Annotated in this window: 23 protein-coding genes; 13 read left to right on the top strand and 10 right to left on the bottom strand. The window is 71.4% G+C overall.

Annotation, left to right across the window (positions count from 1 at the left end):
• Positions 1–58: 58 nt before the first annotated feature.
• The gene (locus AERO9AM_RS16180; protein WP_201298666.1) at positions 59–1,222 is read left to right on the top strand and encodes a glycosyltransferase; all 1,164 of its coding nucleotides are present in this window, start codon (positions 59–61) and stop codon (positions 1,220–1,222) included.
• 69 nt (positions 1,223–1,291) lie between these two features.
• Here AERO9AM_RS16180 and AERO9AM_RS16175 read toward each other — a convergent pair whose 3' ends face one another.
• The 7 genes from AERO9AM_RS16175 to AERO9AM_RS16145 form a co-directional block, all read right to left on the bottom strand.
• On the bottom strand, positions 1,292–2,452 hold the full coding sequence (locus AERO9AM_RS16175; RefSeq protein WP_159577072.1) for a polysaccharide deacetylase family protein: 1,161 nt from the start codon (positions 2,450–2,452) through the stop codon (positions 1,292–1,294).
• Between the two features lie 55 nt (positions 2,453–2,507).
• A complete protein-coding gene (locus AERO9AM_RS16170; protein WP_159577071.1) occupies positions 2,508–3,167 on the bottom strand; it encodes a response regulator transcription factor in 660 nt (219 codons plus the stop codon).
• Positions 3,164–4,420, bottom strand: coding sequence for a sensor histidine kinase (locus AERO9AM_RS16165; RefSeq protein WP_159577070.1), 1,257 nt, complete (start codon positions 4,418–4,420; stop codon positions 3,164–3,166). The genes AERO9AM_RS16170 and AERO9AM_RS16165 overlap by 4 nt, the downstream gene beginning before the upstream one ends.
• Position 4,421: 1 nt before the next feature.
• Positions 4,422–5,240 carry an ABC transporter permease gene (locus tag AERO9AM_RS16160; RefSeq protein WP_159577069.1) on the bottom strand — a complete coding sequence of 273 codons (819 nt, stop codon included), beginning with the start codon at positions 5,238–5,240 and terminating at the stop codon, positions 4,422–4,424.
• 2 nt (positions 5,241–5,242) lie between these two features.
• Positions 5,243–6,193 carry an ABC transporter ATP-binding protein gene (locus AERO9AM_RS16155; protein WP_159577068.1) on the bottom strand — a complete coding sequence of 317 codons (951 nt, stop codon included), beginning with the start codon at positions 6,191–6,193 and terminating at the stop codon, positions 5,243–5,245.
• 318 nt (positions 6,194–6,511) lie between these two features.
• Positions 6,512–7,981, bottom strand: coding sequence for an HNH endonuclease signature motif containing protein (locus tag AERO9AM_RS16150; protein ID WP_236602647.1), 1,470 nt, complete (start codon positions 7,979–7,981; stop codon positions 6,512–6,514).
• A 431-nt stretch (positions 7,982–8,412) separates the two neighbouring features.
• On the bottom strand, positions 8,413–8,811 hold the full coding sequence (locus tag AERO9AM_RS16145; protein ID WP_159577067.1) for a RidA family protein: 399 nt from the start codon (positions 8,809–8,811) through the stop codon (positions 8,413–8,415).
• Between the two features lie 104 nt (positions 8,812–8,915).
• On the opposite strand from AERO9AM_RS16145, the gene AERO9AM_RS16140 reads away from it, so the two are divergent.
• From AERO9AM_RS16140 to AERO9AM_RS16130, 3 genes are all read left to right on the top strand, one after another.
• Complete coding sequence (locus AERO9AM_RS16140) at positions 8,916–9,107, top strand: hypothetical protein (protein WP_159577066.1); 192 nt, start codon at positions 8,916–8,918, stop codon at positions 9,105–9,107.
• Between the two features lie 118 nt (positions 9,108–9,225).
• Positions 9,226–10,440, top strand: a complete 1,215-nt coding sequence (locus AERO9AM_RS16135) for a sensor histidine kinase (RefSeq protein WP_159577065.1) — start codon at positions 9,226–9,228, stop codon at positions 10,438–10,440.
• Positions 10,437–11,099, top strand: a complete 663-nt coding sequence (locus tag AERO9AM_RS16130; protein WP_159577064.1) for a response regulator transcription factor — start codon at positions 10,437–10,439, stop codon at positions 11,097–11,099. Before AERO9AM_RS16135 ends, AERO9AM_RS16130 begins: the two co-directional genes overlap by 4 nt.
• A 12-nt stretch (positions 11,100–11,111) precedes the next feature.
• Here the strand turns inward: AERO9AM_RS16130 and AERO9AM_RS16125 are convergent, their stop codons facing one another.
• Positions 11,112–11,810, bottom strand: a complete 699-nt coding sequence (locus AERO9AM_RS16125) for a helix-turn-helix domain-containing protein (protein WP_159577063.1) — start codon at positions 11,808–11,810, stop codon at positions 11,112–11,114.
• The gene (locus tag AERO9AM_RS16120; RefSeq protein WP_159577062.1) at positions 11,803–13,296 is read right to left on the bottom strand and encodes an APC family permease; all 1,494 of its coding nucleotides are present in this window, start codon (positions 13,294–13,296) and stop codon (positions 11,803–11,805) included. Before AERO9AM_RS16120 ends, AERO9AM_RS16125 begins: the two co-directional genes overlap by 8 nt.
• 203 nt (positions 13,297–13,499) lie before the next feature.
• Here AERO9AM_RS16120 and AERO9AM_RS16115 point away from each other — a divergent pair, with 203 nt between their 5' ends.
• From AERO9AM_RS16115 to AERO9AM_RS16100, 4 genes are all read left to right on the top strand, one after another.
• Positions 13,500–14,972, top strand: coding sequence for an APC family permease (locus AERO9AM_RS16115; RefSeq protein WP_159577061.1), 1,473 nt, complete (start codon positions 13,500–13,502; stop codon positions 14,970–14,972).
• Between the two features lie 42 nt (positions 14,973–15,014).
• Entirely contained in the window at positions 15,015–17,096 is a 2,082-nt protein-coding gene (locus AERO9AM_RS16110; protein WP_328821161.1) for a primary-amine oxidase, read from the top strand.
• 3 nt (positions 17,097–17,099) lie between these two features.
• A complete protein-coding gene (locus AERO9AM_RS16105; protein WP_159577060.1) occupies positions 17,100–17,681 on the top strand; it encodes a hypothetical protein in 582 nt (193 codons plus the stop codon).
• Between the two features lie 128 nt (positions 17,682–17,809).
• Positions 17,810–18,151 (top strand): hypothetical protein, encoded by a 342-nt coding sequence (locus AERO9AM_RS16100; protein WP_159577059.1) that lies wholly within the window; start codon positions 17,810–17,812, stop codon positions 18,149–18,151.
• Positions 18,152–18,238: 87 nt separating this feature from the next.
• Here AERO9AM_RS16100 and AERO9AM_RS16095 read toward each other — a convergent pair whose 3' ends face one another.
• The gene (locus AERO9AM_RS16095) at positions 18,239–18,913 is read right to left on the bottom strand and encodes a TetR/AcrR family transcriptional regulator (RefSeq protein WP_159577058.1); all 675 of its coding nucleotides are present in this window, start codon (positions 18,911–18,913) and stop codon (positions 18,239–18,241) included.
• A 178-nt stretch (positions 18,914–19,091) separates the two neighbouring features.
• On the opposite strand from AERO9AM_RS16095, the gene AERO9AM_RS16090 reads away from it, so the two are divergent.
• The 5 genes from AERO9AM_RS16090 (at position 19,092) to AERO9AM_RS16070 (ending at position 26,587) form a co-directional block, all read left to right on the top strand.
• A complete protein-coding gene (locus tag AERO9AM_RS16090) occupies positions 19,092–20,561 on the top strand; it encodes a flavin monoamine oxidase family protein (protein WP_159577057.1) in 1,470 nt (489 codons plus the stop codon).
• An 11-nt stretch (positions 20,562–20,572) separates the two neighbouring features.
• Complete coding sequence (locus AERO9AM_RS16085) at positions 20,573–21,730, top strand: CaiB/BaiF CoA transferase family protein (RefSeq protein ID WP_159577056.1); 1,158 nt, start codon at positions 20,573–20,575, stop codon at positions 21,728–21,730.
• Complete coding sequence (locus tag AERO9AM_RS16080) at positions 21,727–22,917, top strand: acyl-CoA dehydrogenase family protein (protein ID WP_159577055.1); 1,191 nt, start codon at positions 21,727–21,729, stop codon at positions 22,915–22,917. Before AERO9AM_RS16085 ends, AERO9AM_RS16080 begins: the two co-directional genes overlap by 4 nt.
• Positions 22,917–24,506 carry an aldehyde dehydrogenase (NADP(+)) gene (locus AERO9AM_RS16075; protein WP_159577054.1) on the top strand — a complete coding sequence of 530 codons (1,590 nt, stop codon included), beginning with the start codon at positions 22,917–22,919 and terminating at the stop codon, positions 24,504–24,506. Before AERO9AM_RS16080 ends, AERO9AM_RS16075 begins: the two co-directional genes overlap by 1 nt.
• Before the next feature lie 164 nt (positions 24,507–24,670).
• Positions 24,671–26,587, top strand: a complete 1,917-nt coding sequence (locus tag AERO9AM_RS16070) for a S53 family peptidase (RefSeq protein ID WP_201298665.1) — start codon at positions 24,671–24,673, stop codon at positions 26,585–26,587.
• Positions 26,588–26,707: the final 120 nt, after the last annotated feature.

Raw genomic sequence — 26,707 nt, 5'->3', positions numbered from 1 at the left:
CGCAGGTTCCGCATGGGATCATGGCGAGTCAGGCGAACGGAGGAGGGGCATGGAGGACATGTCTGCTGGGGACCCCGTACCCGGCGCCACGGTCATCATCCCGACCTACAACGAGCGCGACAACATCGCCGCCCTCGTCTCCCGGGTCTCCGCCGCGCTCGAGGACCGCGACGTCGAGATCCTATTCGTCGACGACAGCTCGGACGACACTCCTGACGTGATCCGGCGGATCGCCGCCGACGCCCCCGTGCCCGTGCGGCTGCTGCATCGCGACAAGCCGGTCGGCGGTCTCGGCGGTGCCGTGGTGGAGGGCATCCGGGCCGCCGCGTACGACGTCTGCATCGTCATGGACGGCGACCTGCAGCACCCGCCGGAGCTCCTGCCCGACATGATCGAGCGCTTCGAGGACGGCGACACGGACGTCGTGATCGCCTCCCGCTACGTCGGCGGCGGGGACAATGGCGGTCTCGCGGGCGCCGTGCGCGTCGGGGTGTCCCGCAGCGCGACCCTGCTCACCAAGGCGATGTTCCCGATCCGGCTCTCCGGCGCCTCGGATCCGATGACCGGGTACTTCCTCGTTGACCGTCGCCGCATCGATCCCAGCGCCCTGCGCCCGAACGGGTTCAAGATCCTGCTGGAGATCCTCGTCCGCTCCGACGTGCGCATCGCCGAGGTGCCGATGGAGTTCGGCGAGCGGCTGCACGGCCAGTCCAAGGCGTCGTTCGTGCAGGGGATGCAGTTCCTCCAGCACCTCGCGCGGCTGCGGTTCGGCAAGATGTCGCTGTTCGCCATCATCGGCGGCGTCGGCGCGCTGGCGAACCTCGCCATCATGTGGGCGCTGACGCACCTCGGCGTGGAGTACGTCTGGGCGGCGATCATCGCGGCCGAGGTCACCATCATCGGCAACTTCCTCCTGCAGGAGCGCTACGTCTTCAACGACATGCGCGGCGACGCCGCCGCGATCGGCGTGCGCTTCGCGCAGTCGTTCACGTTCAACAACGTCGAGGCGGCCGTGCGGATCCCGGTCCTCGCCCTCATGGTCGAGACCTGGCACATCTCCAGCATCCTCGCCGCGGCGATCACTCTGATCGCGGCGTTCTTCGTCCGCTTCCTGTTCCACTCGCTGGTCGTCTACGCGCCGCGTCGTTCGGTGCGCCTCGCCCGCAAGTCGGAGGAGCGCCTGCGCGTGCGTCGCGAAGCGGAGGCCGCAGCCGCGGAGTGACGCCCGGCCGCGGAGCGACCCCCGGGCTGCGCCAGTGACCCGGCCGCGCCACGGCAGGCCGGGACGGGTTCAACCGATGTTGTCCTTGAGGCCCTGGACCGTGTCCCCGTAGTTGATCCGGATCACCGGCAGTTCGAGCTTGTTCGTGCCGATCTTCACGTAGCCGTACTCGATCGTGCGCGCGAGCAGGAACCCGGCCTTGGTCACGCCCTCTTCCGCGGTCGCGTTGTAGTGACCGTACGGGTAGGCGATGACCTCCTTGACCCCGAGCACCTTCGCCGACTCCTCCAGATCAGCGGCGACCTCGTCGGCCGACAGGTTCACCATCCGCCCCTTGCCGTTGTCGCCGGCACGGTGCATGTCGTTGGTGTGCGAGCGCTGCAGCACGTAGGGCGAGGGGGAGCCGTCCTTGCGCTCGCCGGTGATCACGAACGACGTGGTGAGGAGCTTCCGCTCGGTGACCACCGGCACCGCGAGCTGCAGCCAGGTCGGATCCGCATCGTCGTCGGTGATGATGAGCGAGTGCTGCGGCAGGAACAGCTTCCCGTCGATGAACGCGTTCAGCTCATCCCAGGTCGGCAGGTAGAACTTCGAGCTCGCGATGTAGTCCATCTGCGCCTTGAAGTCCTCGATGTACACGTAGTTGTTGCGCAGCCAGTTGTCCTCGCCGCCGGGCTTGGTCGTGAACTGGTGGTACATCAGGATCGGGATCTTCGCCGCCGTGGCGACGTTCTGCTCCGGCGTGGTCCACGCCGCGTACAGGGTGCGCTCGTGGTCGGTGCACGCTGTGAGCTGCGAGCCGTTCACGCGGTCGGTCTGCACCTGGGCCTGCGCGGCCTCCGGGGTCGGGTACCAGCCGGCGAACACCGCGCCGGCCTTCTCCGGGATCGGCAGCCCGGTGTACAGCACACCCTCTGTCTGCAGCATGGGGGGCTGGGTGATGCCCTCGCCCGAGAAGGAGACCGCGCATGCGGTGGCCGGATCGGCGGCGGTCGTCAGCAGCTGCTGGGCCGGCGTGAGCGGCGTGGACGTCGGGGTGGGCGTGGCCGTGGTGCCGGCGGCAGCCGCCTTCGGGTCGCCCCCCGAGAAGGCGCGCACGGCGATCGTCGTGAGGACCGCGGCCAGGGCGATGGCGAGGACCGCGATCAGCCCGACCACGAGCCGGCGTCTGCGGATCACCGCGGGCGAGGGGCGCCGCGGGCGCGACGAAGTGGGGGAGGCTCCGGTCATGGTGCTGAGTGTAGGGGATGGGCGGGTCCGGATCCTGCTGCGATGTCGCGAACGGTCAGAGCAGCCAGCCCCGCTCCTGGGCGATGCGCGCGGCGTCGGCACGGGTGCGCGCTTCGAGCTTCTGCATCGCCGAGGAGAGATGGTTCCTCGTCGTGCCCTCGGAGAGATGCAGCGCGCGAGCCACATCGGAGATGGTGCCGCCGTCCCGCGCGGCGGCGAGCACCTCGGTCTCGCGCGGCGTGAGCGGCGAGGCCCCTGCGGTGAGCGCATCCGTGGCGAGGGCGGCGTCGATCACGGTCTCGCCGCGCATCACGCGGCGTACCACCTCGGCGAGCTCGGAGGCGGGGGTGTCCTTGACCACGTACCCGGCCACGCCGGCGGCGAGGGCGCGGGAGAGGTAGCCCGCCCGGCCGAACGTGGTGACGATGACGATCCGCACTTCGGGTAGTTCCCGGCGCAGCTGCGCGGCGGCGGTGAGGCCGTCGACGCCCGGCATCTCCACGTCGAGAAGGGCGATGTCCGGGCGGTGCTGCTCGGCGGCGGGCAGCACCTCGTCGCCCCGGCCAACCTGGGCGATGACGTCCAGGTCGTCTTCGAGACCGAGCAGCGTCGCCAGGGCGCCGCGCACGAGCGCCTGATCGTCGGCGAGCAGGATCCGAATCCTGTCTCTCGAGGCTGCTCCGTTTCCGGGAGCCGTGCTGTCGTCGGGCGTCATGCGGTGACCTCCAGGAGGAACCCGCCGTGGCGGGAGCGGCCGATCGTCAGCGCGCCGCCGGCGTCTGCCGCCCGCTCGGCGAGGCCGGTCAGGCCGGTCCCCACCGGGTCGTCCGCCGTGCGCGGCGACGGGCCGACGCCGTCGTCCTCGATCGTGATGCGCCCGGGTGCGAGCGTCACCCAGCAGTTGCCGGCGGCGGCGTGCCGGATCACGTTCGTGGCTGCCTCGCGCAGCGCCCAGCCGAAGAGCTCGCGGTTGCGCTCCGGCACCTCGTCGGTGGTGGTGGGCAGGTGCGCGGTGATCCCCGCGGCAGGCAGGAGGGAGCGCAGCGATGCGAGCTCGCTCGCCACGCGCACCTGACGATAGCCGGAGACGACGGCGCGCATGTCGCTGAGGGTGGCGCGGGCGAGGGTCTGCACCTCGTGGATCTCGGCGGAGGCCGCGACCGGATCCCGCTCGGCCAGCGTGGCGGCGAGGTCGGCCTTCACCGCGATCGCGGACAGCGAGTGGCCGAGGATGTCGTGCATGTCGCGGGCGAGGCGGTTGCGCTCCTCCTCGACGGCGACCGTAGCCAGCTCCTTCTGGGTGCGCCGCAGTTGGGCGAGGGTCTGCAGGTTGCGGGTGAACGCGGCCATCAGGGTGCCGATGGAGAGGATGACCAGCGGCATCGTCCAGGGCGGGGTGCTCGAGGGCTGCAGCGCCGCATCGATCAGGTTGATCACGAGGGCGGCCGTGGCCAGGCCGAACACGGAGAACACTGCGCGCCGGTCACCGCCGAAGCACATCGCCGCGGAGACCGCGACGTACGTCCAGAGCCCGGAGAGGTCGGGCCCGAGCACCAGGATGAAGGGCAGCGACAGCAGCAGCAGGGCCGCCGGCGGCGCCCACCGCCATCGATCGGGCAGGGCCATGGCCGCGGGGAAGGAGATGGTGAACAGCGCGCCGTAGACGAGCACCGCGAGGCCCCAGATCCACGACCCCGGCGGCGGGAGCTGAGTGAGCAGCGGCACAAGGATGAAGCCCACGATGAACAGCTGGCTGATCAGCGCGCCGGGATACCACCGCCTCGCGCCGGGGGCGCCGAGGGTCAGCCGCAGCCTCGCCCACCCGGTGACGCCGTCGAGTGATGGCGCGTCGAGGAACCCGCCCTCGCCGACGTGGAACGGTCCCAGGACTCCGAACCGGCGCTCACGCCCGGCGGGGCGGGCGGCAGCTGCCGCCGCGCCCTGCCTGGCGTGGATGTGGTCGGTCACGTCAGACGCGCTTGGTGTCGCGGCGGAACATCAGGACCGCAAGACCCGTGAAGACGAGGAACCAGACGATGAGGTTCGGCACCGCCCAGCCGTTCGGCGTGACGCCGATGACGGCCGACTGGGACAGCTCGGCGATGCCCCACAGCGGGGTGAACTTCGCGCCGATCTGCACCGGTTCGGGCATGACCGCGAGCGGGACGAACAGGCCCCCCATGAAGCTCAGGATCGGCAGGATCGGGCCGAGATAGCGCATCGCGTTCTGCGCGGGGAACGCGTAGCCGACGGCGAGTCCCAGGCTGGTCAGCATGAGCGAGCTCAGCCACGCGAGCACGCCCGCGGCGATGAGGTTGCCGAGCGGGGCGGTGATGCCGAGCGCGGCGCCGACGATCAGCGTCACCAGCACGGCGATCCCGCCGAGCACCAGGCCGCAGATGACCTTGACGAGGATGTAGACGACCGGGTTCAGCGGGGTCAGACGCAGCTGACGGCTCCAGCCCTGGGCGCGTTCGGCGGCGACGGAGACGCCCGTCATCGTGCTCGCGACCATCGCGCCGTAGACCGCCATCGAGATCATGATCGGCACCGCGGCCGACATGCCGCCCTGGCTGACCGGCACGTTCGTGATCGCCGTGTTCTTGTTCGGCAGTCCGATCATCACGAGCATGGCGATCGGGAAGATCAGCGTGAAGACGACCACGCTCGAGTTGCGGAAGATGCGCTTGAGTTCCACGCCGAGGAAAGTCACGCTGAAGCCGCCCATCGGCGGCACCCGGCGAGTGGACGGGTCGATCCGGTCCAGGCGCTCTGCAGCGGTGGTCATGGTCAGTCCCCTTCCGTGTCGTCGCCGGTCAGGCGCAGGAACGCCTGCTCCAGGTTCTGGCTGGTGATGGTCACGTCGTGCGCGTTCGTGCGGGTGAGCAGGTGGCGCGCCACGGCGTCCGAGTCGTTCGCGCGGATGATGATGCGCGGGCCGCGCACCTCGACGGAGTCGACCCCGGCGAGCGCCGCGATCTCCGCCTGTCCGGATCCTGTCGCGTCGTCCCACTCCGCCTCGACCGTGCGACCCGACGCCATCGCCTTGATCTCGGCGGTGGTGCCGTCGGCGACGATCCGGCCCTTGCGGATCAGGATGATCCGGTCGGCGTACTGGTCGGCCTCTTCGAGGTAGTGCGTCGCGAACAGCACGGTGCGGCCGCGCTGCGCGTCGGCGTGGATCGCCTGCCAGAACGAGTGCCGTCCCTCCACGTCCATGCCGGTGGTCGGCTCGTCGAGCACGATGAGACCCGGATCCGACACCAGCGCCATCGCGAAGCGGAGGCGCTGCTGCTGACCGCCGGAGCACTTCTGCACCTTGCGATCGGCGATGTCGGCGATGCCGGCGCGCTCGAGCGCGGCGTCGATGCTCGTGGTGTGCGCGAACAGCGAGGCGGTGAGCTTCATGGTGTCGCGGACGGTGACGTCGCTGAGGAGGCCGCCGGTCTGCATCACCGCGGAGACCAGGCCGCGCCCGATCGCCTGACGGGGGGAGAGCCCGAACAGGGAGACGTCGCCGTCGTCGGGCTGGGAGAGCCCGAGCAGCATGTCGATCGTCGTGGTCTTGCCGGCCCCGTTCGGGCCGAGGAACGCCACCACTTCGCCCTGCGCCACCTCGATGTCCACGCCGTCCACGGCCGTGAAGCCACGGAACCGCTTGGTGAGCCCGTGGGCCGAGATCGCCGCGGGAGGTGCTGCGGAAATGCGGGTGGCGGACGGGGCCGTCCGGGTGTAGCTCATGATGTCGCCTCGTTCATGTCATCCAGTCTGCTCCGCAGCGCGCGCGGGGCACGATGAACGATGTCATGGATCCGCTATGACATCCGTCACAGGGCGGGCGGCGGTAGGCGGCCGGCGGGGGACGGTAGACGGCGGGCGGCGTGGAGGGTGGCTTCGGATCCCCCTTCGCACGATGCGCACGATCCCGTCACGATGGGCGGCTTCCGCTTCCCTCGTAGTCCGGGATGGCGCGCTAGGGGCGGGCGGATCTGCGCCCGAGGGGCCGACGCCTTGAAGGTAGTCGTACTGTGCCGAGCGGTTCCGCGGTCGGTGTCGCGGTCAGAACGGGGCCGATTCGTCGTCGGGTGGCGGATCGGGCTCATGGAGGGTGAAGGTCACCGGCGGGGGTGGCTGGTGGATGTAGCTGGATCCGGTGGGGCTGGTCCATTCCAGGACTCCGGCGCCGAGCTGTTTCACTTTCCATGCGGTCTGATGCTTCAAGACGTGGTGTCTCCGGCAGAGCCCGCCGAGGTTGCCCTCCTCCGTTGGCCCGCCGTGGGCGGCGTCGATGGTGTGGTCGAGGTCCTGGGTGATGGGCGGCAGTCCGCAGGTGATGAACCGGCAGCGGGCATCCCGCGCATGCAGGAGCCTGCGGAGGTCGGCGTTGGGCCGGTAGCGGTCGACGGCGAGGATCGCCCCGGTGACCGGGTGGGTCAGCACCCGCTCCCAGGCGACGACTCCGCCGGCGAGGATGCGGGCGGTGTCGGTGTCGATCGGCTGCCCACCGGCGAGCTCGGCGGGCTGCTCGATGCGGACACCGAACGGCGACCATAGGCCGGAGTGCTCGCCAGGCTGTTCGGTAGGGGCCCCGAACGCGGATCCCGGGCCCGCAGGCGATCCGCAGTGCGGGGCCCGGTCGTGCGCCATGGCGGTGAACACCGGGACCGTGACTTCCACTCGCGCCTGGATCGCCGCGAGCAGCCCGGCCGTCGTGTCATGGCCCGACGCGGCTCCGGTGAGGAGCGTGTCCGCGCAGAGGTCGGCGCGCAGCTGGTCGAGGGTGCGTTCGTCGTCCGGGTCGCCGATCCCATCCGGATCCGGGGCAGTCCCCGCGGCGGCATCCTTCGCCGCTTTCGCGTTCGCAGTCTTGATGAGGCGGGCTTGCTGGGTGAGCCGGTCGAAGATCCCGTCGATCACTGCCGCCGAGTGGACCAAACCCAGTGCCTTCTGCCCGTCGGGGAGCTCCTCCCGCCACACGGTCCGCTTCTCCTGCGCCTCCCGATGCCGCTCGGTGAGGCTGCGCGGGGCGAGGCGTTCGGCGATGCGTTCCACGATCCGGTTCGCCCGATGCGGGGTCTCACCCTCGCACGCGGCAACGGCGGCCCGTTCGAACTCGGCCCGCACCTCGTCGTCCAAACGGGCGGCGGTGTCCTGAATCAGCCGCACATGGGCGGCGTTGATCCGAGCGTCGCTGAACGCCTGCATCGTGATCGGGTACCGGGTCATCAGCTCCGCCGCGCGTGTCATCCGGCCCTGCACGACCCGGTCGGACATGTGCAGCACCGCCGCCAACTCCGCAGCGACACTGCGAGCGGCCAGATCCACCGCCTCACCCCGCACTGACCCGGACCCTGAAGCGAGATCCTCAGCAAGCCGTTGCGCGACGGCGAGGTGCGCGTCCCGCACGGCCTGCAGGCGGATGATCGACGCTTCCGTCGCCGCCAAACCCGACGTCACCATGGCCAACACAGCGACCGGATCCACCGGGTCAACCCCGGGATCCTCCACGATGCCCGCCGTGTTCGTCATGCCCCTATTCAACCCGGGGGCACCGACATTCCAGAGCCGAAAAGGGCCTGATCGGGTCCGGAAAAGATCACAACCAGGTCACAAGATCCGGCAGTCGAATCCGAGGGTGTGCGCGGCGCCCTTCGTCTCGCTTCCGGCTCGCTCAGGGACCGGAGGGTCGTGGTTCCGGGCCCATCGACAAGCTCAGGGACCGAGGACCACGGATCCGGACCCTTCGACAAGCTCAGGGACCGGAGGCATGCCGCGCTCAGGGAGCGGAGGTTGCAGTTTCCGGCCCTTCGACAAGCTCAGGGGACCGGCTGAGGCGCCCGTCGTCGTGCCTCCGGCTCGCCCAGAGGCCAGATGCGCCCGGGCGAGGTTCGATCAGCGACCGACGATACCGCAGGCGTTTGGCGCGCCCAGGCACTCAGGCGCCTGAGCGGGCCGGGCCGTCACGGCGCGAGGGCGGCGACGGCGCCGATCTCGATGAGCGCACCGGGGACGCCGAGCCCGACGACGCGCGCCGCGGTGACCAGCGGGGGAGCGCCCTCTCGGGCGAGCTTGGGTCCGACCGCGCCGTAGGCCGCCCGCAGATCCGCGTCCTGGTGGATCAGCACGGTCCAGCTGACGACATCGGCGAGCGTCGCGCCGGCCGCGGCGAGGGCCGCCTCGGCGTTCTCGAGGGCACGTGCGGACTGCACGGCGACGTCGTCGGAGACAACCGCGCCGGTCTCATCGACGCCGTTCTGCCCTCCGACATGGATCAGCGTGGATCCGGGCGGGATGACGGCGACATGGCTGAAGCCGGGGCTGTTCACGAGCCCGGGCGCCGGGGGATAGGAGATGCTCATGGCGCGAGCGTAACGACGGGGTCGGACACAGCAGCGGAACGCGGTCGGTCGAAGCGGCCGAGCCGCGCGCGATAGACTCGAGAGGCTCAACAGGAGGTTGCCCGGTGATCCTTCACTACATCGTGTTCGGAATTCTGTTCCTCGGCGGTTTCGCGCTGCTGGGCATCGCTCCCGGTCTGCCCTCGTGGCAGGGCCCTCTCTTCGTGGCGGGCATCCTCGCGATCAGCCTCGCCCTCGCGTACATGATGCGCGAGCCGGGCAGTGCCACCAAGCGCACCCGCAGCTGGGAGAACTGAGCCCGCGCGCCTGGCCGCCCAGGCGCTCCCTCCTCGCAGCGGCGTACTCCCCGGGGAGTACGCGGTGTGCGCCTCACGGACGGATCCGCGTCGGCGCACCCGCGCGTAGCATCGAAGGATGCCCGAGCAGCTCCACGACAGCGCCTCGAGCCCGACGGCGGCGTGGTTCGGGCCGGACACCGGCCGTATCCCGGCGGGGCCGCCGCAGCGCGTGCGTCTGATCGCGCCCGTCGTGCTGTGCCTGCTCGTGCAGGTGCCGGCCAGCGCGTGGATCGCCGCGCACGCACCGGGTCACGGGCTGCACTGGCGGGTCGCCCTGCACCTGGCGCTCGCCATCGCCGGCCCCCTCGCGCTGCTCGCCGCACGCCGCTTCCCAGGGCCCGTGGTCGCCGTCGTCTCGGCATTCGCGTTGCTCGACGTCCTCACGGCGCCGGTCTACGGCCCGCCGTACCTCGCGCTGGCCTTCGCGATCGCGATCGCCGTCGCCCGCGGCGCCGTGATCTGGGCAGCGGCCTCCGTCGCCACCGGCTGGGCCGCCGCCATCCTGATCGGCGTCGCCATCGGGCGGATCTGGCATCCCGGGCTGATCGTGCTCGCGACGGTCGGGCTCGCCGCGAGCTTCGCCGTCGGCGCCTTCGTGCGCACCCGCGGCGCGCGCATGGCGGCGATGCGGGCCGATGCCCAGCGCCGCCGCCGCAGCGCCGAGGAGCGCGAGCGGGTGCGCATCGCCCGTGAGCTGCACGACGTGCTGGGGCACGCCCTGTCGCAGATGAACGTGCAGGCGAGCGTCGGGCTGCACCTGTTCGACCGGGATCCGGAGCAGGCGCGCGCGGCGCTGCAGAACGTGAAGGACACCTCGAAGCTCGCGCTCGAGGAGGTCCGCGGCGTGCTCGGCGTGCTCCGCGACGGCGAGGTGCCGCTCGTGCCGCAGGCCGAGCTCGCCGAGCTGCCGCGACTCATCGCGGGCGTGCAGACCCCCGACCTGGACATCGCGCTCGACGACCGCCTGCAGGGCACCGCGCCCAGCCGGGCGACGCAGTTCGCCGCGTACCGCATCGTGCAGGAGGCGCTCACCAACGCCGTGCGTCACGCGCAGGCCTCCCGGGTGTGGGTGACGCTGGAGCGCCGCGACGAGCCGGATCCGGTGCTCATCGTGACGGTCGTCGACGACGGTCACGGCTTCGGCGACGCGGATCCGGGCGCCTCCGGGGGTGGCGGCGTGCTCGGCATGCGCGAACGCGCCGCCCTGCTCGGCGGCAGCGTCGAGGTCGGCGACGGGCCGGACGGCGGCGCGCGCGTGATCGCGACGCTGCCCTGGGGGAGGGCCTCGTGATCCGGGTCGCCCTGGCCGACGACCAGCTGCTGGTGCGGGCCGGGTTCCGCGCCCTGCTGGATGCGGAGGACGGCATCGAGGTGGCCGTGGAGGCGTCCGGCGGGCGGGAGCTGCTGGAGCGGATCCGAGAGACGGCGGTGGACGTCGTGCTCATGGACATCCGGATGCCCGATGGCGACGGTCTCTGGGCGACCGAGCAGATCGCCGCGGATCCGGCGCTCGCGGGGGTGCACGTCGTGATCGTGACGACGTTCGAGCTCGACGAGTACGTGGTGCGGGCGGTACGCGCCGGTGCCGCGGGCTTTCTCGTGAAGGACACCGAGCCCGCCGATCTCGTGCGGGCGGTGCGCGTCGTCGCCGCCGGCGAGGCGCTGCTCTCCCCGGGCGTCACCCGGCGGCTGCTGGAGCGGCTCACCGTGGGCCTGCGGGATGCGCCCGACCAGCGGTTGCTCGAGGGCATCACTGAGCGGGAGCGCGAGGTGCTACGGCTGGTCGGGCAGGGGCTCACGAACGACGAGATCGCCGCGCAGCTGTTCCTGAGCCCCCTCACCGCGAAGACGCACGTGTCGCGGATCATGGCGAAGCTGCACGCGAGGGATCGGGTGCACCTCGTGGTCCTCGCCTACGAGACCGGGCTGGTCGCGCCCGGGTGGCAGTAGCGGCGGCCGCCGTCAGGTCAGGAGCGGGCCCAGGCGGTTCGCTGCGGCGCGCAGCCGTCGCGTGAGCGCCGCCGGCTCCGCCACAGGGGAACTCGGCCCCGAATATCCCACCGCGCCGGTCAGGATCCCCTCCGCATCCATGATCGGAACAGCGAGGCAGCCGGATCCCGGGACGAGCTCATCGAGCTGACGGGTCGCGCCCCACCGCGCCAGGTCGGCCATGGCGGCGTCGAGCCCTGGTCCCGTCCGTCCGCTGGTCACCAGCAGCAGCCGGCCGATCGCATACCGCTGGGGTTCGCGGGAGAGGCGCACCGGGTCGCTCAGCGGGAAGTCCGGATCGCCGTCGACCACGACCACCCGCCCCCGATCGAACCGCACGATGTGCACGCCGCCGCGCACCTCTGCGCGCACGGTGCCGATGAGCTGCCGGGCGGCGGAGGACAGGGCCGGCGGCGCCGCCGCGGCCGCGAGCTGGGCGACCTTCGTGCCGAGCGCGAATCCGGACAGGTCGGGGGTGCGCACGAGATACTCGTCCTGGACGAGCAGGTTCAGCAGTCGGTAGGTGGTCGCCCGGGGCAGTCCGAGGAATGCCGAGACCTCCTGGGCGCTGACCCCCGGCCCGAGTTCCGCGACCGCCTCGAGCACGGTGAGTGCGCTGTGGATCGCTCGAGGCTGCCGTGCGGTGAGAGTCGGCGCCGCAGGGTCAGTCATCGCCTGCCTCGCGCGCGACGCCGCCCAGCACCTGGGCGGCGGTCGGTTCGTCGTAGACCCCGATCTTTCGCGGAGCGCGGCGGAAACGGCGTGCACGCAGGGCTACGGCCGCGGCCGCTAAGACCACGACGACCGCGGTCACGGCGATGCCGGGGTTGCCGGTTGCGGTCTCCACGGCGAGATACGCGGCCAGGCTCAGGGAGAGGAGCACGACCGAGGCGATCGCGACGGCGCCGGCGCGCCAGGTGAGTTCGCCGATCCGATGCAGGAAGACGGGCACGGCCAGGCAGACCAAGGCGTACGCGACGATGTACCCGGCCGCCGACACGACGATCACCGTCTGCATCGCCGGCCAGGCGCCGAAGCCGCAGGCCACCACGGCGACGGGGATCAGGGTGACCACGGGCACGGCGACGACCACCGCTCCGATCGGCGTGCGCAGGCGCGCGTGCGTGCGACCGAAGAACGCGGGTGCCACGCGGTCGCGTCCGAGCGTGAACAGCACTCGGGTGCACGCGGTGGTGGACGCGATCGCGCAGGCGAGGAAGGAGGCGACGATTCCGGCATCCATCGCGATCCCCCACCCGTCCAGGCCGTGCCGGGTCGCGAGCGTGTTCATCGGCGAGTCCGACGATCCCAGCCCCAGGTCGAGCGCGCGGAATCCGGCGATCTGCGCGTAGGCGGCGAGGAGGTACAGGGCGCCGGTGACGATCACCGTCCACACGATCGCGCGAGGGATGCTGCGCAGCGGGGAGCGCGCCTCGACACCGAGCGTCGTCGCGCTCTCGAAGCCCACGAAGGCGGTCAAGGCGAGCACTGTTCCGGCGAGCAGCGTCGTGGGCGAGATGCCCCCTGCGGGCACGATCGCTCCGAGATCCACGGGCCCGATCGTCACGACGAGGACCACGAGCAGGACGACGATGACGACCACGGACAGCACCTCAGCGATCAGGGCCAGTCGCGTCGACAGCCGGATCCCACGCACCAGGATGATCGCCAGGATCACGCCCTCGACGAGGAGCACGAGCGTCGTGGCGCCGGCCCCGTCGATGTCCGGCCACACTCGCTGCAACAGCATCAGCGAGTAGTGCGCGGCGCCGAGCAGGGCGAAGACCGACACGAAGACGTAGGCGACCAGGATCGCGGCGCCCGCGGCCATCGAAGGGATGGGGCCCAGGCTCTGGGCCACATAGGTGTAGACGGATCCGGTGCCGACCATGCGACGCGCGAACTCGTTGATCGAGCGCGCGACCAGGAGCGAGATGAGCGCGGCCATCACGACCGACAGCAGCGTGAGGTCGCCCGCGATGCCGGAGACCAGCAGGATCACGGTCGTCGCAGCCGCTGACGGGGCCACGGCCGCGACCGACTGAGCGATCACGTCGGTGAGGCCGACGGTGCGGCGCTCGAGACCATGCAGAGACGAGCGTTCCGCGAACTGGGGGGCGGGGGCGGGGCGATCGATCGCGCGCTCGAGTGCGGTCATTCGGGATCCTCCTGGCGGGAGGCTATCCCGCCGGCGTTGCCTCGAGGATTCCTGGATGTTTCGGATGCGTATCCGCGAATGAGACACGGTGCACCGTCTGTCTCGTTCGTGGTGCGCGAGGTTTCACACGGCCGAGACGCCCGCGCAATCGTCCCTCGCCAGGCTCGGAGGATCCGATATCCCTCGCGTAAGGAATCCTGCTCATGGCTCAGCTCGAAGCCCCACCCGCTGTCGCCGCCCCTCCCGTGCTGCGCGGGTCGCTCGGCGTCACGGCGATCGTGTTCATGGTCGTCGCGGCCGCGGCGCCGCTCACCGTCGTCGGCGGGGCGGCACCACTCGGCATCCTCCTCGGCAACGGGATCGGATACCCCGCGCTCTACATCGTCGCGGCGGTGATCCTGCTTCTGTTCGCCGTGGGTCTGGCAGCGATGACGCGGCACGTGCCGAAGCCCGGCGCCTTCTTCACCTACGTGGGGTACGGGCTGGGTCGTTCCAGCGGACTCGCCGCGGCCTGGGTCGCGATGCTCGCGTACACCACCATCCAGATCGCCGTGTACGGCTATCTCGGCTACGTGCTCAGCTACACGGTGCAGACGATGACGCACGTGCAGCTGCCGTGGTGGATCTTCTCGCTGCTCGTGATCGGACTCGTGGCGCTGCTCGGGTACCGGCACATCGACCTGTCCAGCAAGGTTCTCGGCGTCGTCTTGGTGGCGGAGGTCGGGATCGTGCTGGTGCTCGTCGCCGTGGTGATCGTGCGCGGCGGCCCGCAGGGTCTGAGCCTGGCGCCGTTCGCCCCGGCGAACGTGCTCAGCGGTTCCCCCGGCGTGGGGTTGATGATGGCGATCGCCGCCTTCATCGGATTCGAGGCGGCGGCGATCTTCCGTGACGAAGCACGCGACCCTGACCGCACGATCCCGCGCGCGACGTACACCGCGGTGATCGGGATCGGCGTCTTCTACACGCTCGCCGGCTGGGGCCTGGTGATGGCCTGGGGTCCTGACCACGTGGTGGCAGAGGCGGCGAAGGATCCGGGCAGCCTCATCCTTCGCACCATGGCCGTGTATCTCGGCACCGCGGGCGAGGTCATCACCAACGTGCTGCTGATCACCTCGATGCTCGCCTGCGTGCTCTCCTTCCACAACGTGCTCACCCGTTACCAGCACTCGATGTCCCACGCGGGCGTGCTGCCCGAGCGCGTCGGCGCCGTGCACCACCGGCACCTGTCTCCGCACGTCTCCTCGCTCGTGCAGACCGCCACCGCGATCCTGTGCACGGTCGTGTTCGCCGCCCTCGGGCTCGACCCCGTGCTCGCCGTGTTCACCTGGTTCTCCGGCGTCGCGACCGTGGCGATCGCCCTGCTGATGGCGGCGACGTCGGCCGCGGTGATCGTGTACTTCCGGCGCACGCGAAAGGACGCGCGCGTGTGGAACACCGTGATCGCGCCCGGCCTGGGCGTGGTCGGTCTGATGCTCGCCACCGCGCTGATCGTGGTGAACTTCCCGGTCATGGTGGGCGACGTGGACCCGAAGGGCGCCCCGACGTTCGGCCCGCTCTGCTGGTTCCTGCTGCTGCTCGTCGCGGTGTTCCCGATCATCGGCTACGCGCAGGCGCGCTGGATCCGCATCCGTCGCCCGGCCGCCTACGCCAAGCTCATCGACACGATCGCCGGCTGAAGCCCCCGACCTCACGCTGAACATCCCCTGCAAGGAGAAGAAATGACCACCATGATCGATGTCGACGGTTCGTCGGCCACCGCCACCCCTCCGTCCCCGCAGCACCCGCTCTCCTCTCTGACCGCGGCCGAGATCGAGTCGGTGCGAGCCGTGGTGCAGGCGCTGCCGGAGACGACCGAATGGACCCGCTTCGCCTACGTCGGCCTGGAGGAGCCTCCGAAGGGCGAGGTGCTCGGCTGGGAGCGCGGCGAACTGCCGCTTCCGGAGCGGAAGGCGCGCGTGCAGCTGCTGGATCTGCGCTCGGCGCGTTCGACGGACCTGGTGCTGTCGATCGGATCCGGCGCGGTGCTGCGGGAGACCGTGCTCGACGGAACCGCCGGGCAGCTGCCGATCCTCGACGCCGAGTTCGAGGAGGTCGGCGTGATCGCGAACGCCGACGAGCGCTGGGTCGCCGCGCTCGCAGCGCGAGGGCTCACCGTGGACGACGTCGTGCTCGTTCCGCTCTCCGCGGGCCACTACGGCTACCCGGCAGAGGAGAAGCGACGCATCCTGCGGACCTTCGCGTTCCAGCAGTTCTCGCCGACCGATCACCCGTGGGCGCATCCGGTGGACGGCCTGACCGCGTACATCGACGTCGCCGACCGCGCCGTGATCGAGATCATCGACACCCCGGGCTTCGAGATCCCGCAGACCAGCGGCAACTTCGACGATCCCGAGCTGCAGGGGAGCCCGCTGACCGGGCTCATGCCGATCCAGATCACCCAGCCCGAAGGATCCAGCTTCACCGTGGATGGTGAGGAGGTCAGCTGGGGCGAATGGAAGCTCCGGATCAGCTTCGACGCGCGTGAGGGTCTGATCCTGCGACAGCTGTCGTTCGCCGGTCGACCCGTCCTGTACCGCGGATCGATCAGCGAGATGATCGTCCCCTATGCCGACCCGGCGCCGAACCGCTTCTGGCAGAACTACTTCGACACCGGGGAGTACCTGTTCGGGCGCTACACGAACGAGCTCGAACTCGGCTGCGACTGCGTGGGCGACATCACCTACCTCGATGCGGTCCTCGCCGACGAACTCGGCGCCCCGCGCGTCGTCCGCAACGGCGTCTGCATGCACGAGGAGGACTTCGGGACGCTCTGGAAGCACTCGGATCTGTTCACCGGCTCCAGCGAGGTGCGTCGCCAGCGCCGGCTGGTGATCTCCTTCTTCACGACGGTCGGCAACTACGACTACGGGTTCTTCTGGTACCTGTACCTGGACGGCACGATCGAGTGCGAGGCGAAGCTGACCGGGATCCTGTTCACGTCGGCGTATCCCGGCGCCGAGGAGGACGGCTCGCCGTACCCGTTCGCGTCCGAGGTGGCTCCGGGTCTCGGTGCGCCGTATCACCAGCACCTCTTCTCCGCCCGGCTGGACATGACGGTCGACGGCGTGGCCAACGTCGTCAACGAGATCGACGCCGTGCGTCTGCCGATCTCCGAGACCAATCCCTACGGCAATGCCTTCACCAAGTCGGTGACGCCGATCGCCTCGGAGAAGCAGTCCGGACGCGTGGCGGACGGTGCCGTGAACCGCGTCTGGCAGATCGCCTCGACCGAGAAGGCGACGAGCCTGGGCCAGCCCACGTCGTACGTGCTCTTCCCGACCGAGACGCCGACGCTGATGGCGGATCCGGATGCCTCGGTCTCGGCACGCGCGGCGTTCGCGACGAAGAACCTGTTCGTCACGAAATACGACCCGGCCGAGCGCTACGCCGCCGGCGACTTCGTCAACCAGCACCCGGGCGGAGGCGGGATCCCGCAGTTTATCGAGGGCGACGAGCCGCTCATCGGCGAGGACGTGGTGCTCTGGCACACGTTCGGCCTCACGCACTTCCCGCGCAACGAGGACTGGCCGGTCATGCCGATGGACTACGCGAAGTTCACGCTCAAGCCCTACAACTTCTTCGAGCGCAACCCCACCCTGAACGTGCCGGCCCCCGCGAGCGCGCACTGCGCGCCAGGCCACGGGGCGCACCACCACGCCGAGCAGGATGTCCATGATCACAGCGGCCCTGCGGTGCCCGGGCATCACGGGGCGCACGGGCATGAGGCGCACGGCGGGCACGCCGCGCGCTCCCACGGATGAGCCATGCCTGAGGCGCTCCATCTCTGCGCCCTCGCGTTCTCGGCCGCGGGGACCTGCTGCCTCGTCGTCGACCGGCGCCGGGCGCGGGTCCCCGAGGTCGTGGCATCGCTGCTCATGCTTCTGGCGATGCTCGACCTCGCGCGCGCGACCCCGCTGCTCGTCCCGGTGGCGTGGGCGGCGGTGCTGATCGCGACCGCCATGATCCTCGCGGCGATCCGGAGCACGCAGGTGCGGGCCGCGACGCGAGGCTCGACGGGGACGGGCAGGTCGGCCGCGCGCCCGGCGGCACTCTCTCCGACGGGGATGGCGTCGCACACGGCGCTGGGCATGGTCGTGATGTCGGTGCTGGTGCTCGCGATGTCCGCGCACGGCGGTTCTTCCCGGGCCATGGCGGCGGCGGGGATGAGCGGCATGCACGGCAGCTCGGGGGCGGGCGTGCTCCTGATCCTGTTCGTGGTCGGATACGCACTGGCGTCGGTCGTGGCGGCGATCCGCGGACACACCCGTCGCGACCGGATCCAGTACGCCGCGATGGGGTGCTCGACGGCGGTCATGGCGCTGGGGGTGCTGCTCCAGCGGATGTGACGCGCGACCGTGTACTCCCCGGGGAGCACACGGAATCACTCCCCGGGCCGGATTCGCGGAAGGAGGGTGACGAGGAGGCTGGATCCATCGGTCGAGATGCGACCGAACCGATTCAAGGATGGTCACTCATGATCGCAACCGTCGCGGCCGTCGCCGCACATCCCGGGCACTGGGGGTTCCACCCGTTCTGGCCCTTCTTCATCATCGGGCCGCTGATGTTCCTCATCATCGTCGGCCTGCTCATCGCGATCCTGGTGCGTCGCCGGCGCTGGGGCGGACCCGGCCCGTGGGGCTGGCACGGGGCTCCCGGCGGTCCCGGCGCGTCCGGGGCGACGCCGCCGTGGGCGGGGCCTGCGCAGAGCCGCACCGCCGAGCAGATCCTGGCCGACCGCTTCGCCAAGGGCGACGTCGACGAGACCGAGTACCGCGCCCGGCTCGAGGTGCTGCGCGCGAACCGGCCCGAGGCCTGAGCCGCTCGTCCGCCGGCCCGTCGTGCCCAGGCGCGGCGGGCCCGCGGCGTGCATGCTTGGCGGTGAGCCGCGAGCGGGTGTTCCCCGTCAGCCTCGCGTCCGCCGGGTGGCGCCCCAGAGCTGGTGCATGCCGGTGAGCAGCGCGTCGAGGCCGATCTCGAACAGCAGGTCGCCCGGTGGCAGCCCGCGCTCGGCGGCGGTGGCGGCGAAGGCGGCGGAGGCGCGGGCGAGCAGGGGCGAGCGCTCCGGATCCCGCGGCTCGTACACCCCTTCGGGGGTGGGCGAATCGAGCGCGGCCCCGAAGATGAACGTCTCGAGCACGCTGAGCGACGCGATGATGCTCTCGTCGGGCCAGTGCGCGGCCGAGAACCCCGCCACGACGCGCTGGTAGACGAGCGATGTGTACGGGGTGTGCGCGAGCGGCACGGCCACGATCAGCGGCACGAGCTCCGGGCGCTCCCGCAGTCGCGTGAGGTAGCTCCAGGCCCACCGCGAGAGGGCCTCGCGCAGCGGCTCGGATCCGAATCCCGACGTGTCGATGCCGGCGGCGAACCGCTCCTGCAGCAGCGCCAGCACCGCCGCCCGTGAGGGGACGTGGTTGTACAGCGCGCTGGGCGAGACCTTCAGCCGGCGGGCCAGCGCCCGCATGGTCATGCCGGACAGTCCGGCGCTGCGGATCTGCGCCAGGGCCGCCTCCGCGATCCGGTCCCGATCGAGGATGCGCTCCTTCGGCCGACCGGGGCGACGCGATTCGAGGGTCATAAATGAACACTAGGGGATCTGTCTGGGGCGTTGACGGCGGGAGTGAATGGCGATAAATGCACGTGGTTGCTCCTGCGCTCGCTCCGCAGGCGCCGCGAAACCTAGCATCGTCACGTCGTCCGCAGACCCGCGCAGCGCCGCGCGAAAAGTGGTGTCGGATCGGCAGGAAAGGACCCCCATGACCTCCACCCGCACCCGGATCGACCGCGACGTCGTCGTCATCGGCGCCGGCATCACGGGCCTGGTGACCGCCCGCCGGCTCGCCCAGTCCGGACACAGCGTCGCCGTGCTCGAAGCGCGCGACCGCGTCGGCGGACGCACCTGGTCGGAGACCATCGACGGCTCGTTCCTGGAGCTGGGCGGCCAGTGGATCTCGGCAGAGCAGACCGCCCTGAAGGCCCTCCTCGCCGAGCTGGGCAAGGAGACCTTCTCCCGCTACCGCGACGGCGACTCCGTGCACCTCTCGCCGAGCGGCGAGCGCCGCACGTTCTCCGGATCCTTCCCCGTGGGCGAGGCCACCCTCGCCGAGATCGACCGGCTGGTCGAGGCGCTGGACGCGCTCGCCGCCGGACTCGACGTCGACGCGCCGTGGGCGCACCCGCAGGCGGCGGAGCTGGACCGGATCCCGTTCGCCGCCTGGCTTGCCTCGCTCACCGACGACGAGCAGGCCATCCGCATCGTCGACCACTACATCGCCGCGGGCATGCTCACCAAGCCATCGCATGTGTTCTCGGTGCTGCAGGCGATGCTCATGGTGGCCTCGGCGGAGAACTTCGAGAACCTCATCGATGAGAACCTGCTGCTCGACGAGCGGGTTGTCGGCGGGATGCAGTCCGTCTCGCAGCAGATCGCGGCGGAGCTGGACGCGGGCACGCTCCACCTGTCCGCCCCGGTCCGCCGCCTGGAGTGGACGTCGTCGCAGGCGGGCGGTGACGGCGCGCCCGGGGCGGTGGTCGCGCACACCGATGACATCGAGGTGCACGCCCGGTACGCGGTGGTCGCCGTGCCGCCGAACCTGTACTCCACGATCGAGTACGCGCCCGCGCTGCCCCGGCTGCAGCAGGTCGCTCACCAGCACCAGTCGATGGGCCTGGTGATCAAGGCGCAGGCCGCCTACGACCGCCCGTTCTGGCGAGAGCAGGGCCTCAGCGGCACCGGGTTCGGCTCGGAGCAGCTCGTCTGCGAGGTGTACGACAACAGCTCCCCGCACGAGACCCGCGGCACGATCGTCGGCTTCATCGCCGGCCCCCGAGCCGAGGAGACGTGGGCGCTGCCCGAGGCCGAGCGCCGCCAGGCCGTGCTGGAATCCTTCGCCGCGTACTTCGGCGACGAGGCGCTGACCCCGCTCGCCTTCTTCCTCTCCGACTGGGGCGGCGAGCAGTACACCCGCGGCGCCTACGCGTCGAGCTACGATCTCGGCGGCCTCAGCCGCTGGGGGCAGCTGCAGAATCAGCCCGTCGGGCCGCTGTTCTTCGCGAGCAGCGACATCGCGGGCGCCGGCTACATGCACGTGGACGGCGGCGTGCGGATCGGATCCGACACCGCGCGGCGGATCCGCGAGGGCTTCGCGGCAGCGGGCGGGACCGCGCCCGGAGAGACGGCTGCCGCCGAGGCGGCGACGCCTGTCGCCGTGCCCGCCGGCGTGTGAAGCTGGACGCCATGGATCAGCAGGGGACGGGAGGCGCGCGCGGTCCGCTCGACGGCGTGCGCGTCGCCGACTTCTCCCGCGTGCTCGCGGGTCCCTACGCCACCATGACGTTGGCCGACTTCGGCGCCGACGTGATCAAGATCGAGTCGCCGGCCGGCGACGACACCCGGCACTGGGCGCCACCCGTCGACGCCGACGGCATGGCCACGTACTTCGGCAGCGTCAACCGCAACAAGCGCTCAGTGGTGCTCGACCTGACCACCGCCGCGGGCCGCGCCAAGGCCCTGCGGCTGGTCGCATCCGCCGACGTCGTGGTGGAGAACTTCCGCCCGGGCGTGATGGCGCGGTTCGGACTGGACGCGGAGGCCGTGCGCGCAGCGAACCCGGGTGCCGTGTACTGCTCGATCACCGGCTTCGGCGCGGGCGCCGGAGCCGAGCTCGCCGGCTACGACCTGCTCGTGCAGGCGGTCGGCGGGCTCATGTCCATCACGGGTGAGCCCGACGGCATCCCGGTCAAGGCCGGCGTGGCTCTCGTCGACGTGCTGTGCGGTCAGAACGCCGTGAACGGGATCCTGCTCGCGCTGCGCGAGCGCGATCGCACGGGCCGGGGCCAGCGCATCGAGGTGAATCTGCTGCACAGCCTGCTCTCGGCGCTGACGAACCAGGCTGCGTCGACCCTCGCGACCGGGACCGCGCCGCGCCGTCTCGGCAACGCGCACCCGTCGATCGCGCCCTACGCCCTGTTCCGTGCCGCGGATCGCGACCTCGTGATCGCCGTCGGCAACGACCGGCAGTTCGCCGCACTCACCGCCGTGCTGGGCCGGCCCGAGCTGGCGGAGGATCCGCGCTTCCGCGGCAACCCCGACCGGGTGGCGCACCGCGAGATGCTCGCCGCCGTGCTGGAGGAGGCCCTTGCCGAGGCGTCCGCGGCCGAGTGGGTGGAGCGGCTCCGCGCCGCCCGGATCCCGGCTGGTCTCGTGAACGACGTGGCGGAGGCCGTCGCGTTCGCCGAGGCGCTCGGCCTCGAACCCGTGGTCGCGCTCGGCGCGTCCCGCACCATCGCCAGCCCCATCGGGCTGAGCGCCACCCCTGCGCGCTACCGCACCTCCCCGCCGGCGCTCGACGCCGACACCGGCGCTGACTGGATCCCTCGGAAGGAAACGCCATGACCCTCGCCCCCCGCATCGACGCCGTGTTCGAGGTCGACGCCCTGCTCACCGAGGAGGAGCGCGCCTGGCAGCAGAAGGCGCGCGCGTTCGCGCAGGAGCGGATCCTGCCGGTGATCGAGGAGGACTTCGAGAACGCGCACTTCCGCCGCGAGCTGATCCCGGAGCTGGGAGCGGCAGGCCTCCTCGGCATGCACCTCAGCGGATACGGCTGCGCGGGCGCGGGTGCGGTCTCATACGGCCTGGCCTGCCTCGAGCTGGAGGCCGCGGACAGCGGCTGGCGCACGTTCGTCTCGGTGCAGGGCTCGCTCGCGATGAGCGCGATCGCGAAGTACGGATCCGAGGAGCAGAAGCAGCAGTGGCTGCCACGGATGGCCGCCGGCGAGGCTGTGGGGTGCTTCGCGCTCACCGAGCCGCAGGGCGGCAGCGATCCGGCGGCGATGACCACCACGGCCCGCCGCGACGGCGACGACTGGGTGCTCGACGGCGCGAAGCGCTGGATCGGGTTGGCGTCGATCGCCGACGTCGCGGTGGTCTGGGCGCGTGTGCACGATCCGGCGTTCGGAACGGGCGGACGTGCGGTGCGCGGCTTCCTCGTGCCGACGACGACGCCCGGGTTCACCGCGACGCCGATCGCCGGCAAGCTGTCGATGCGCGCATCGATCCAGTGCGACGTCTCGCTCGAGGGTGTGCGCCTTCCCGGCGACGCGATCCTCCCCGGCGCCGAGGGGCTGTCTGGCCCGTTCGGCTGCCTGAACGAGGCGCGGTACGGCATCGTCTGGGGTGCGATGGGGGCGGCCCGCAGCTGCCTCGAGGCCGCCCTGGAGCGCTCCACGACCCGGGAGGTGTTCGGCAAGCCGATCGGCGCCAACCAGCTCACCCAGGCCAAGCTCGCCGACATGCTCGTCGAGGTGGAGAAGGGCATCCTGCTGGCGCTGCACCTCGGGCGGCTCAAGGAGCGCGGTGCGCTCACCCCCGCGCAGATCTCGGTCGGCAAGCTCAACAGCGTGCGGGAGGCTCTGACGATCGCGCATCAGGCGCGCACGATCCTCGGCGGCGACGGCATCACCGACGTCTTCCCCGTGATGCGCCATGCCGCAAACCTCGAGTCCGTGCGCACCTATGAGGGCACCGACGAGATCCACCAGCTCGTGCTCGGCCGCGCGCTCACCGGACTGAGCGCCTTCTGATGGCCGAGGCGGTGCGGAGCTCAGCGGGCGGCCTGACGACGGAGGCGGAGCCCGCGGCGGCGGAGCGCGCGACGGAGGCCGCGCCCGCCGCGGCGGCCGAGCGCACCGTGGCCGACGCGGCGGCCGACGCGGTCGACCGTGCCGTGCGCGCGGCGGCGGGATCCGATCTGGAGCGCAGCTCCCGCTCTTCACGCGCCGGCTGGCTGCGCGCCCTGGCAGATGCGCTGAGTGCTCACAGCGACGACCTGGTCGCGCTCGCCCACGCCGAGACCCACCTGAGCCCCGCGCGGCTCGGCGGCGAAGTGGTGCGCACGGCGACGCAGCTGCGCTTCTTCGCCGACGTGATCGTGGAGGGGTCGTACCTCGAGGCGACCCTGGACCGGCCGGATCCGACGCTCGTCCCGCCCCGGCCCGACCTGCGCCGCCTGCTCCGGCCGCTCGGCGTGGTGGCCGTGTTCGCGGCGTCGAACTTCCCGTTCGCGTTCTCGGTGCTCGGCAACGACACCGCCTCCGCGCTCGCCGCGGGGTGCCCCGTCGTGGTGAAGGCGCATCCAGGACACCCTGAGCTGTCGCGCCGGGTCGCCGCGATCGCCCGGGAAGCCCTGGCCGCCGCGGGCGCTCCGGAGGATGCGCTCGTCCTCGTGGAGGGCATGGCGGAGGGGACCGCGCTCGTGCGGCATCCGCTCGTGCGCGCGGTCGGATTCACGGGGTCCACCCGGGGCGGACGGGCGCTGTTCGACCTCGCAGCCGCCCGCCCCGACCCGATCCCGTTCTACGGCGAGCTCGGCTCGGTGAACCCCGTGGTGGTGACGCCCCGGGCGATCGCCGAGCGCGGCGCGGCCATCGCGGAGGGGCTCGCCGCCTCGTTCACCCGCGACGGCGGCCAGTACTGCACCAAGCCGGGGCTCGTCTTCGTGCCGGAGGTGCCGGAGGGTCCGGCCGTCTTCGACGCGGCGCTCGTCGCGGCCCTGTCGGGAGCGCCGGGGCAGCGGCTGCTCACCGACGGCATGGCCGCGGCCTTCGCGGCCGGCGGATCGGCGCTGCTCGGCCGCGACGGAGTGAAGACGCTGGCGGCCCTGCCCGGTGCGGGGGATGAGAGCGGCCCGGTCGTGGCGGCGGTGCCGGCGGCGCGGTTCCTCGCCGACCCCGACACGTTCCAGGAGGAGCATTTCGGCCCTCTGACGCTGCTCGTGCGCTACCGCGACCGCGCGGAGCTCGACCGGGCGCTCTGCGTGCTCGAGGGCAGCCTCACCGGCACGGTCTGGCACGCCGCCCACGAGGAGCCCGAGCTGCTCCGGGCGCTGACAGAAGCCCTGGCGAGGGTGGCCGGCCGGGTGCTCTACAACGGCTGGCCGACGGGCGTCGCGATCGCCTGGGCGCAGCATCACGGCGGGCTATGGCCGGCGTCGACCGCCTCGGTGCACACCTCGGTGGGCGCGAGCGCGATCCGGCGGTTCCTCACCCCGCTCGCCTACCAGGACGCCCCGGTGGACGTGCTCCCCGAGGAGCTCCGCGACGGCAACCCCCTGGGCGTGCCGCGGCGCGAGGACGGCGTGCTCGTGACGTCGGATCCCGGGTCCGGATCCTGAGACTCTCGAACGGCGCACATGAGCGGGCTGGGAGATCGTGATGCGTGCGCTGTGAGCCGGGCTTCGCCGAGCTCTCGCCTCTCGCGCCGCTCGGGCGCGCGGGAATAGCATCGCCCTCGGTCAGCGGCGACCGCCGCGGCCGTATCAGAGTCTGGAGATCCCGGATGCGTAGAAGAGTCCTCGGCGTCACCCTCGCGGTCGTCGCCACCGTCGCCGCCACGTTCGCCGGAGCGGGAGCCGCGAACGCGGCGCCCCCGCCCACGAGCCCGATTCCGAATTCGACACCGGGCTGGCTCAGTCACGCGACGAAGGGCGGACCGGCGACCGGCGCGGTGAACGCCCGCGTGTACCTGGCGCCGGCGGGCGGCATGGATGCGCTCGCGGCGTTCGCGAATGCGGTGTCCACGCCGGGATCGGCGCAGTACCGGCAGTTCCTCACCGCCGACCAGTACCACGCGAAGTTCGACGCGCCGCAGGCGACCGTCGACGCCGTCACGGCCTGGCTGCAGGGCGCAGGGCTGAAGACCACGGTCGACCCGACCCACCGCTACGTGGACGTGAAGGGCGGTGTCGGCAACGCGAACAAGGCGTTCGGCGTCACGCTCTCGAACTACAGCCACGACGGGATCACGGTGCAGGCGCCCGACGGTGCGGCGAGCACCCCCGCCGCGCTCGCCGGTGCGGTCATCGCGGTCGGCGGCCTCGACACCACTCCGTCGCTCGTGGAGCCGAAGACGCAGAAGCCGGCCCCGCCGGACGGCGGGTTCCGCAACTCGCCGATCTGTGGCACGACGTACGGATCCGCGACGCCGAGCAACCTCGCGACGCCCGATGGCACCGTGCTTCCGCCGTTCGACGGCAAGACGCTGCCGTACTCGCCGTGCGGGTACACAGGTCCGCAGCTGCGCAGCGCCTACGAGGCCGGCCTCACCGGCGGCTGGGACGGCACGGGGGTGACCGTCGCGATCACCGACGCCTACGCATCGCCGACCATCGAGGCCGACGCGAACCGGTACGCCACCGACACCGGCGACAAGCCGTTCGCGCCCGGACAGTTCTCGCAGAGCCTGCCCAACGCGTACACGAACGTGAACAGCACCAACGGGCGCCAGTGCGGCATGGCCGGGTGGTACGGCGAGGAGACGCTCGACGTCGAGGCCGTGCACGCCATGGCGCCGGGTGCGAACATCCGCTACTACGCGGGCAAGAGCTGCATGGATCCGGATCTGCTCGACACGTTCACGCGCATCAACGATGAGGACGTCGCGGACGTCGTGACGAACTCGTGGGGCGGAACCGGCGATGTCGTGAAGCCGTCGCTGCTGCTCGCCTACCAGACGGCGTTCCTGCAGGGCGCCGCCCAGGGCATCAGCTACGTGTTCTCCAGCGGTGACGACGGCGACGAGGCGACCCGCCTCGGCACGCCGCAGACCGATTACCCGGCCTCCGACCCGTACGTCACCGCCGTCGGCGGCACCTCCACCGCGATCACCGATCAGGGCCTCACCGGCGAGACCGGCTGGCAGACGTCGAAGTACGTGCTGAAGGACGGCGCGTGGACGCTCAGCAACGCGTTCCTCTACGGCGGGGGCGGCGGCTACTCGTCGAACATCGCCGAGCCGCAGTATCAGAAGGACGCAGGGATCGTCAGCCCCAATGGCGGCCGCGCGGTGCCGGACGTCTCGATGGACGGCGACCCGACCACGGGCATGCTCGTCGGCCAGACGCAGTCGTTCACCGGCACCGCGGCGTACGACACGTACCGCATCGGCGGTACGAGCCTCGCGTCTCCTCTCTTCGCGGGCATCACGGCCCTCAAGATCCAGGCGAACGGCGGCACCGGTCTCGGTCTGCTGAACCCGACGATCTACGGCACCCACGGCCAGGGCTTCCACGACGTCACGGGCGCCGGCATCGACGAGGGCGCGATCCGCGTCGACTACGCCAACGGTCTCGACGCCACCGGCGGATACGTCTACTCCGTGCGCACCTTCAACGGAGCCACCACCAGCCAGACCGTCGGCACGGGCTGGGACACCGAGACCGGCTGGGGCAGCGCCCGCGCCGGCTGGGTGCAGTAACGGCCCCGCGGGAGCGCTGAGCGAGGCGCGGTTTCCCTGGGAAGCCGCGCCTCGCGTGTTCCGTTGTTCGTGCGGCGGATGCGGCAGCGCGCTCGTCCGTCGATGCGCGTTCTGTTCAAT

Source organism: Microbacterium sp. 8M (assembly GCF_902506375.1).
Classification (GTDB): Bacteria; Actinomycetota; Actinomycetes; order Actinomycetales; family Microbacteriaceae; genus Microbacterium.
This window is presented reverse-complemented; position numbering and strand designations above follow the sequence as displayed.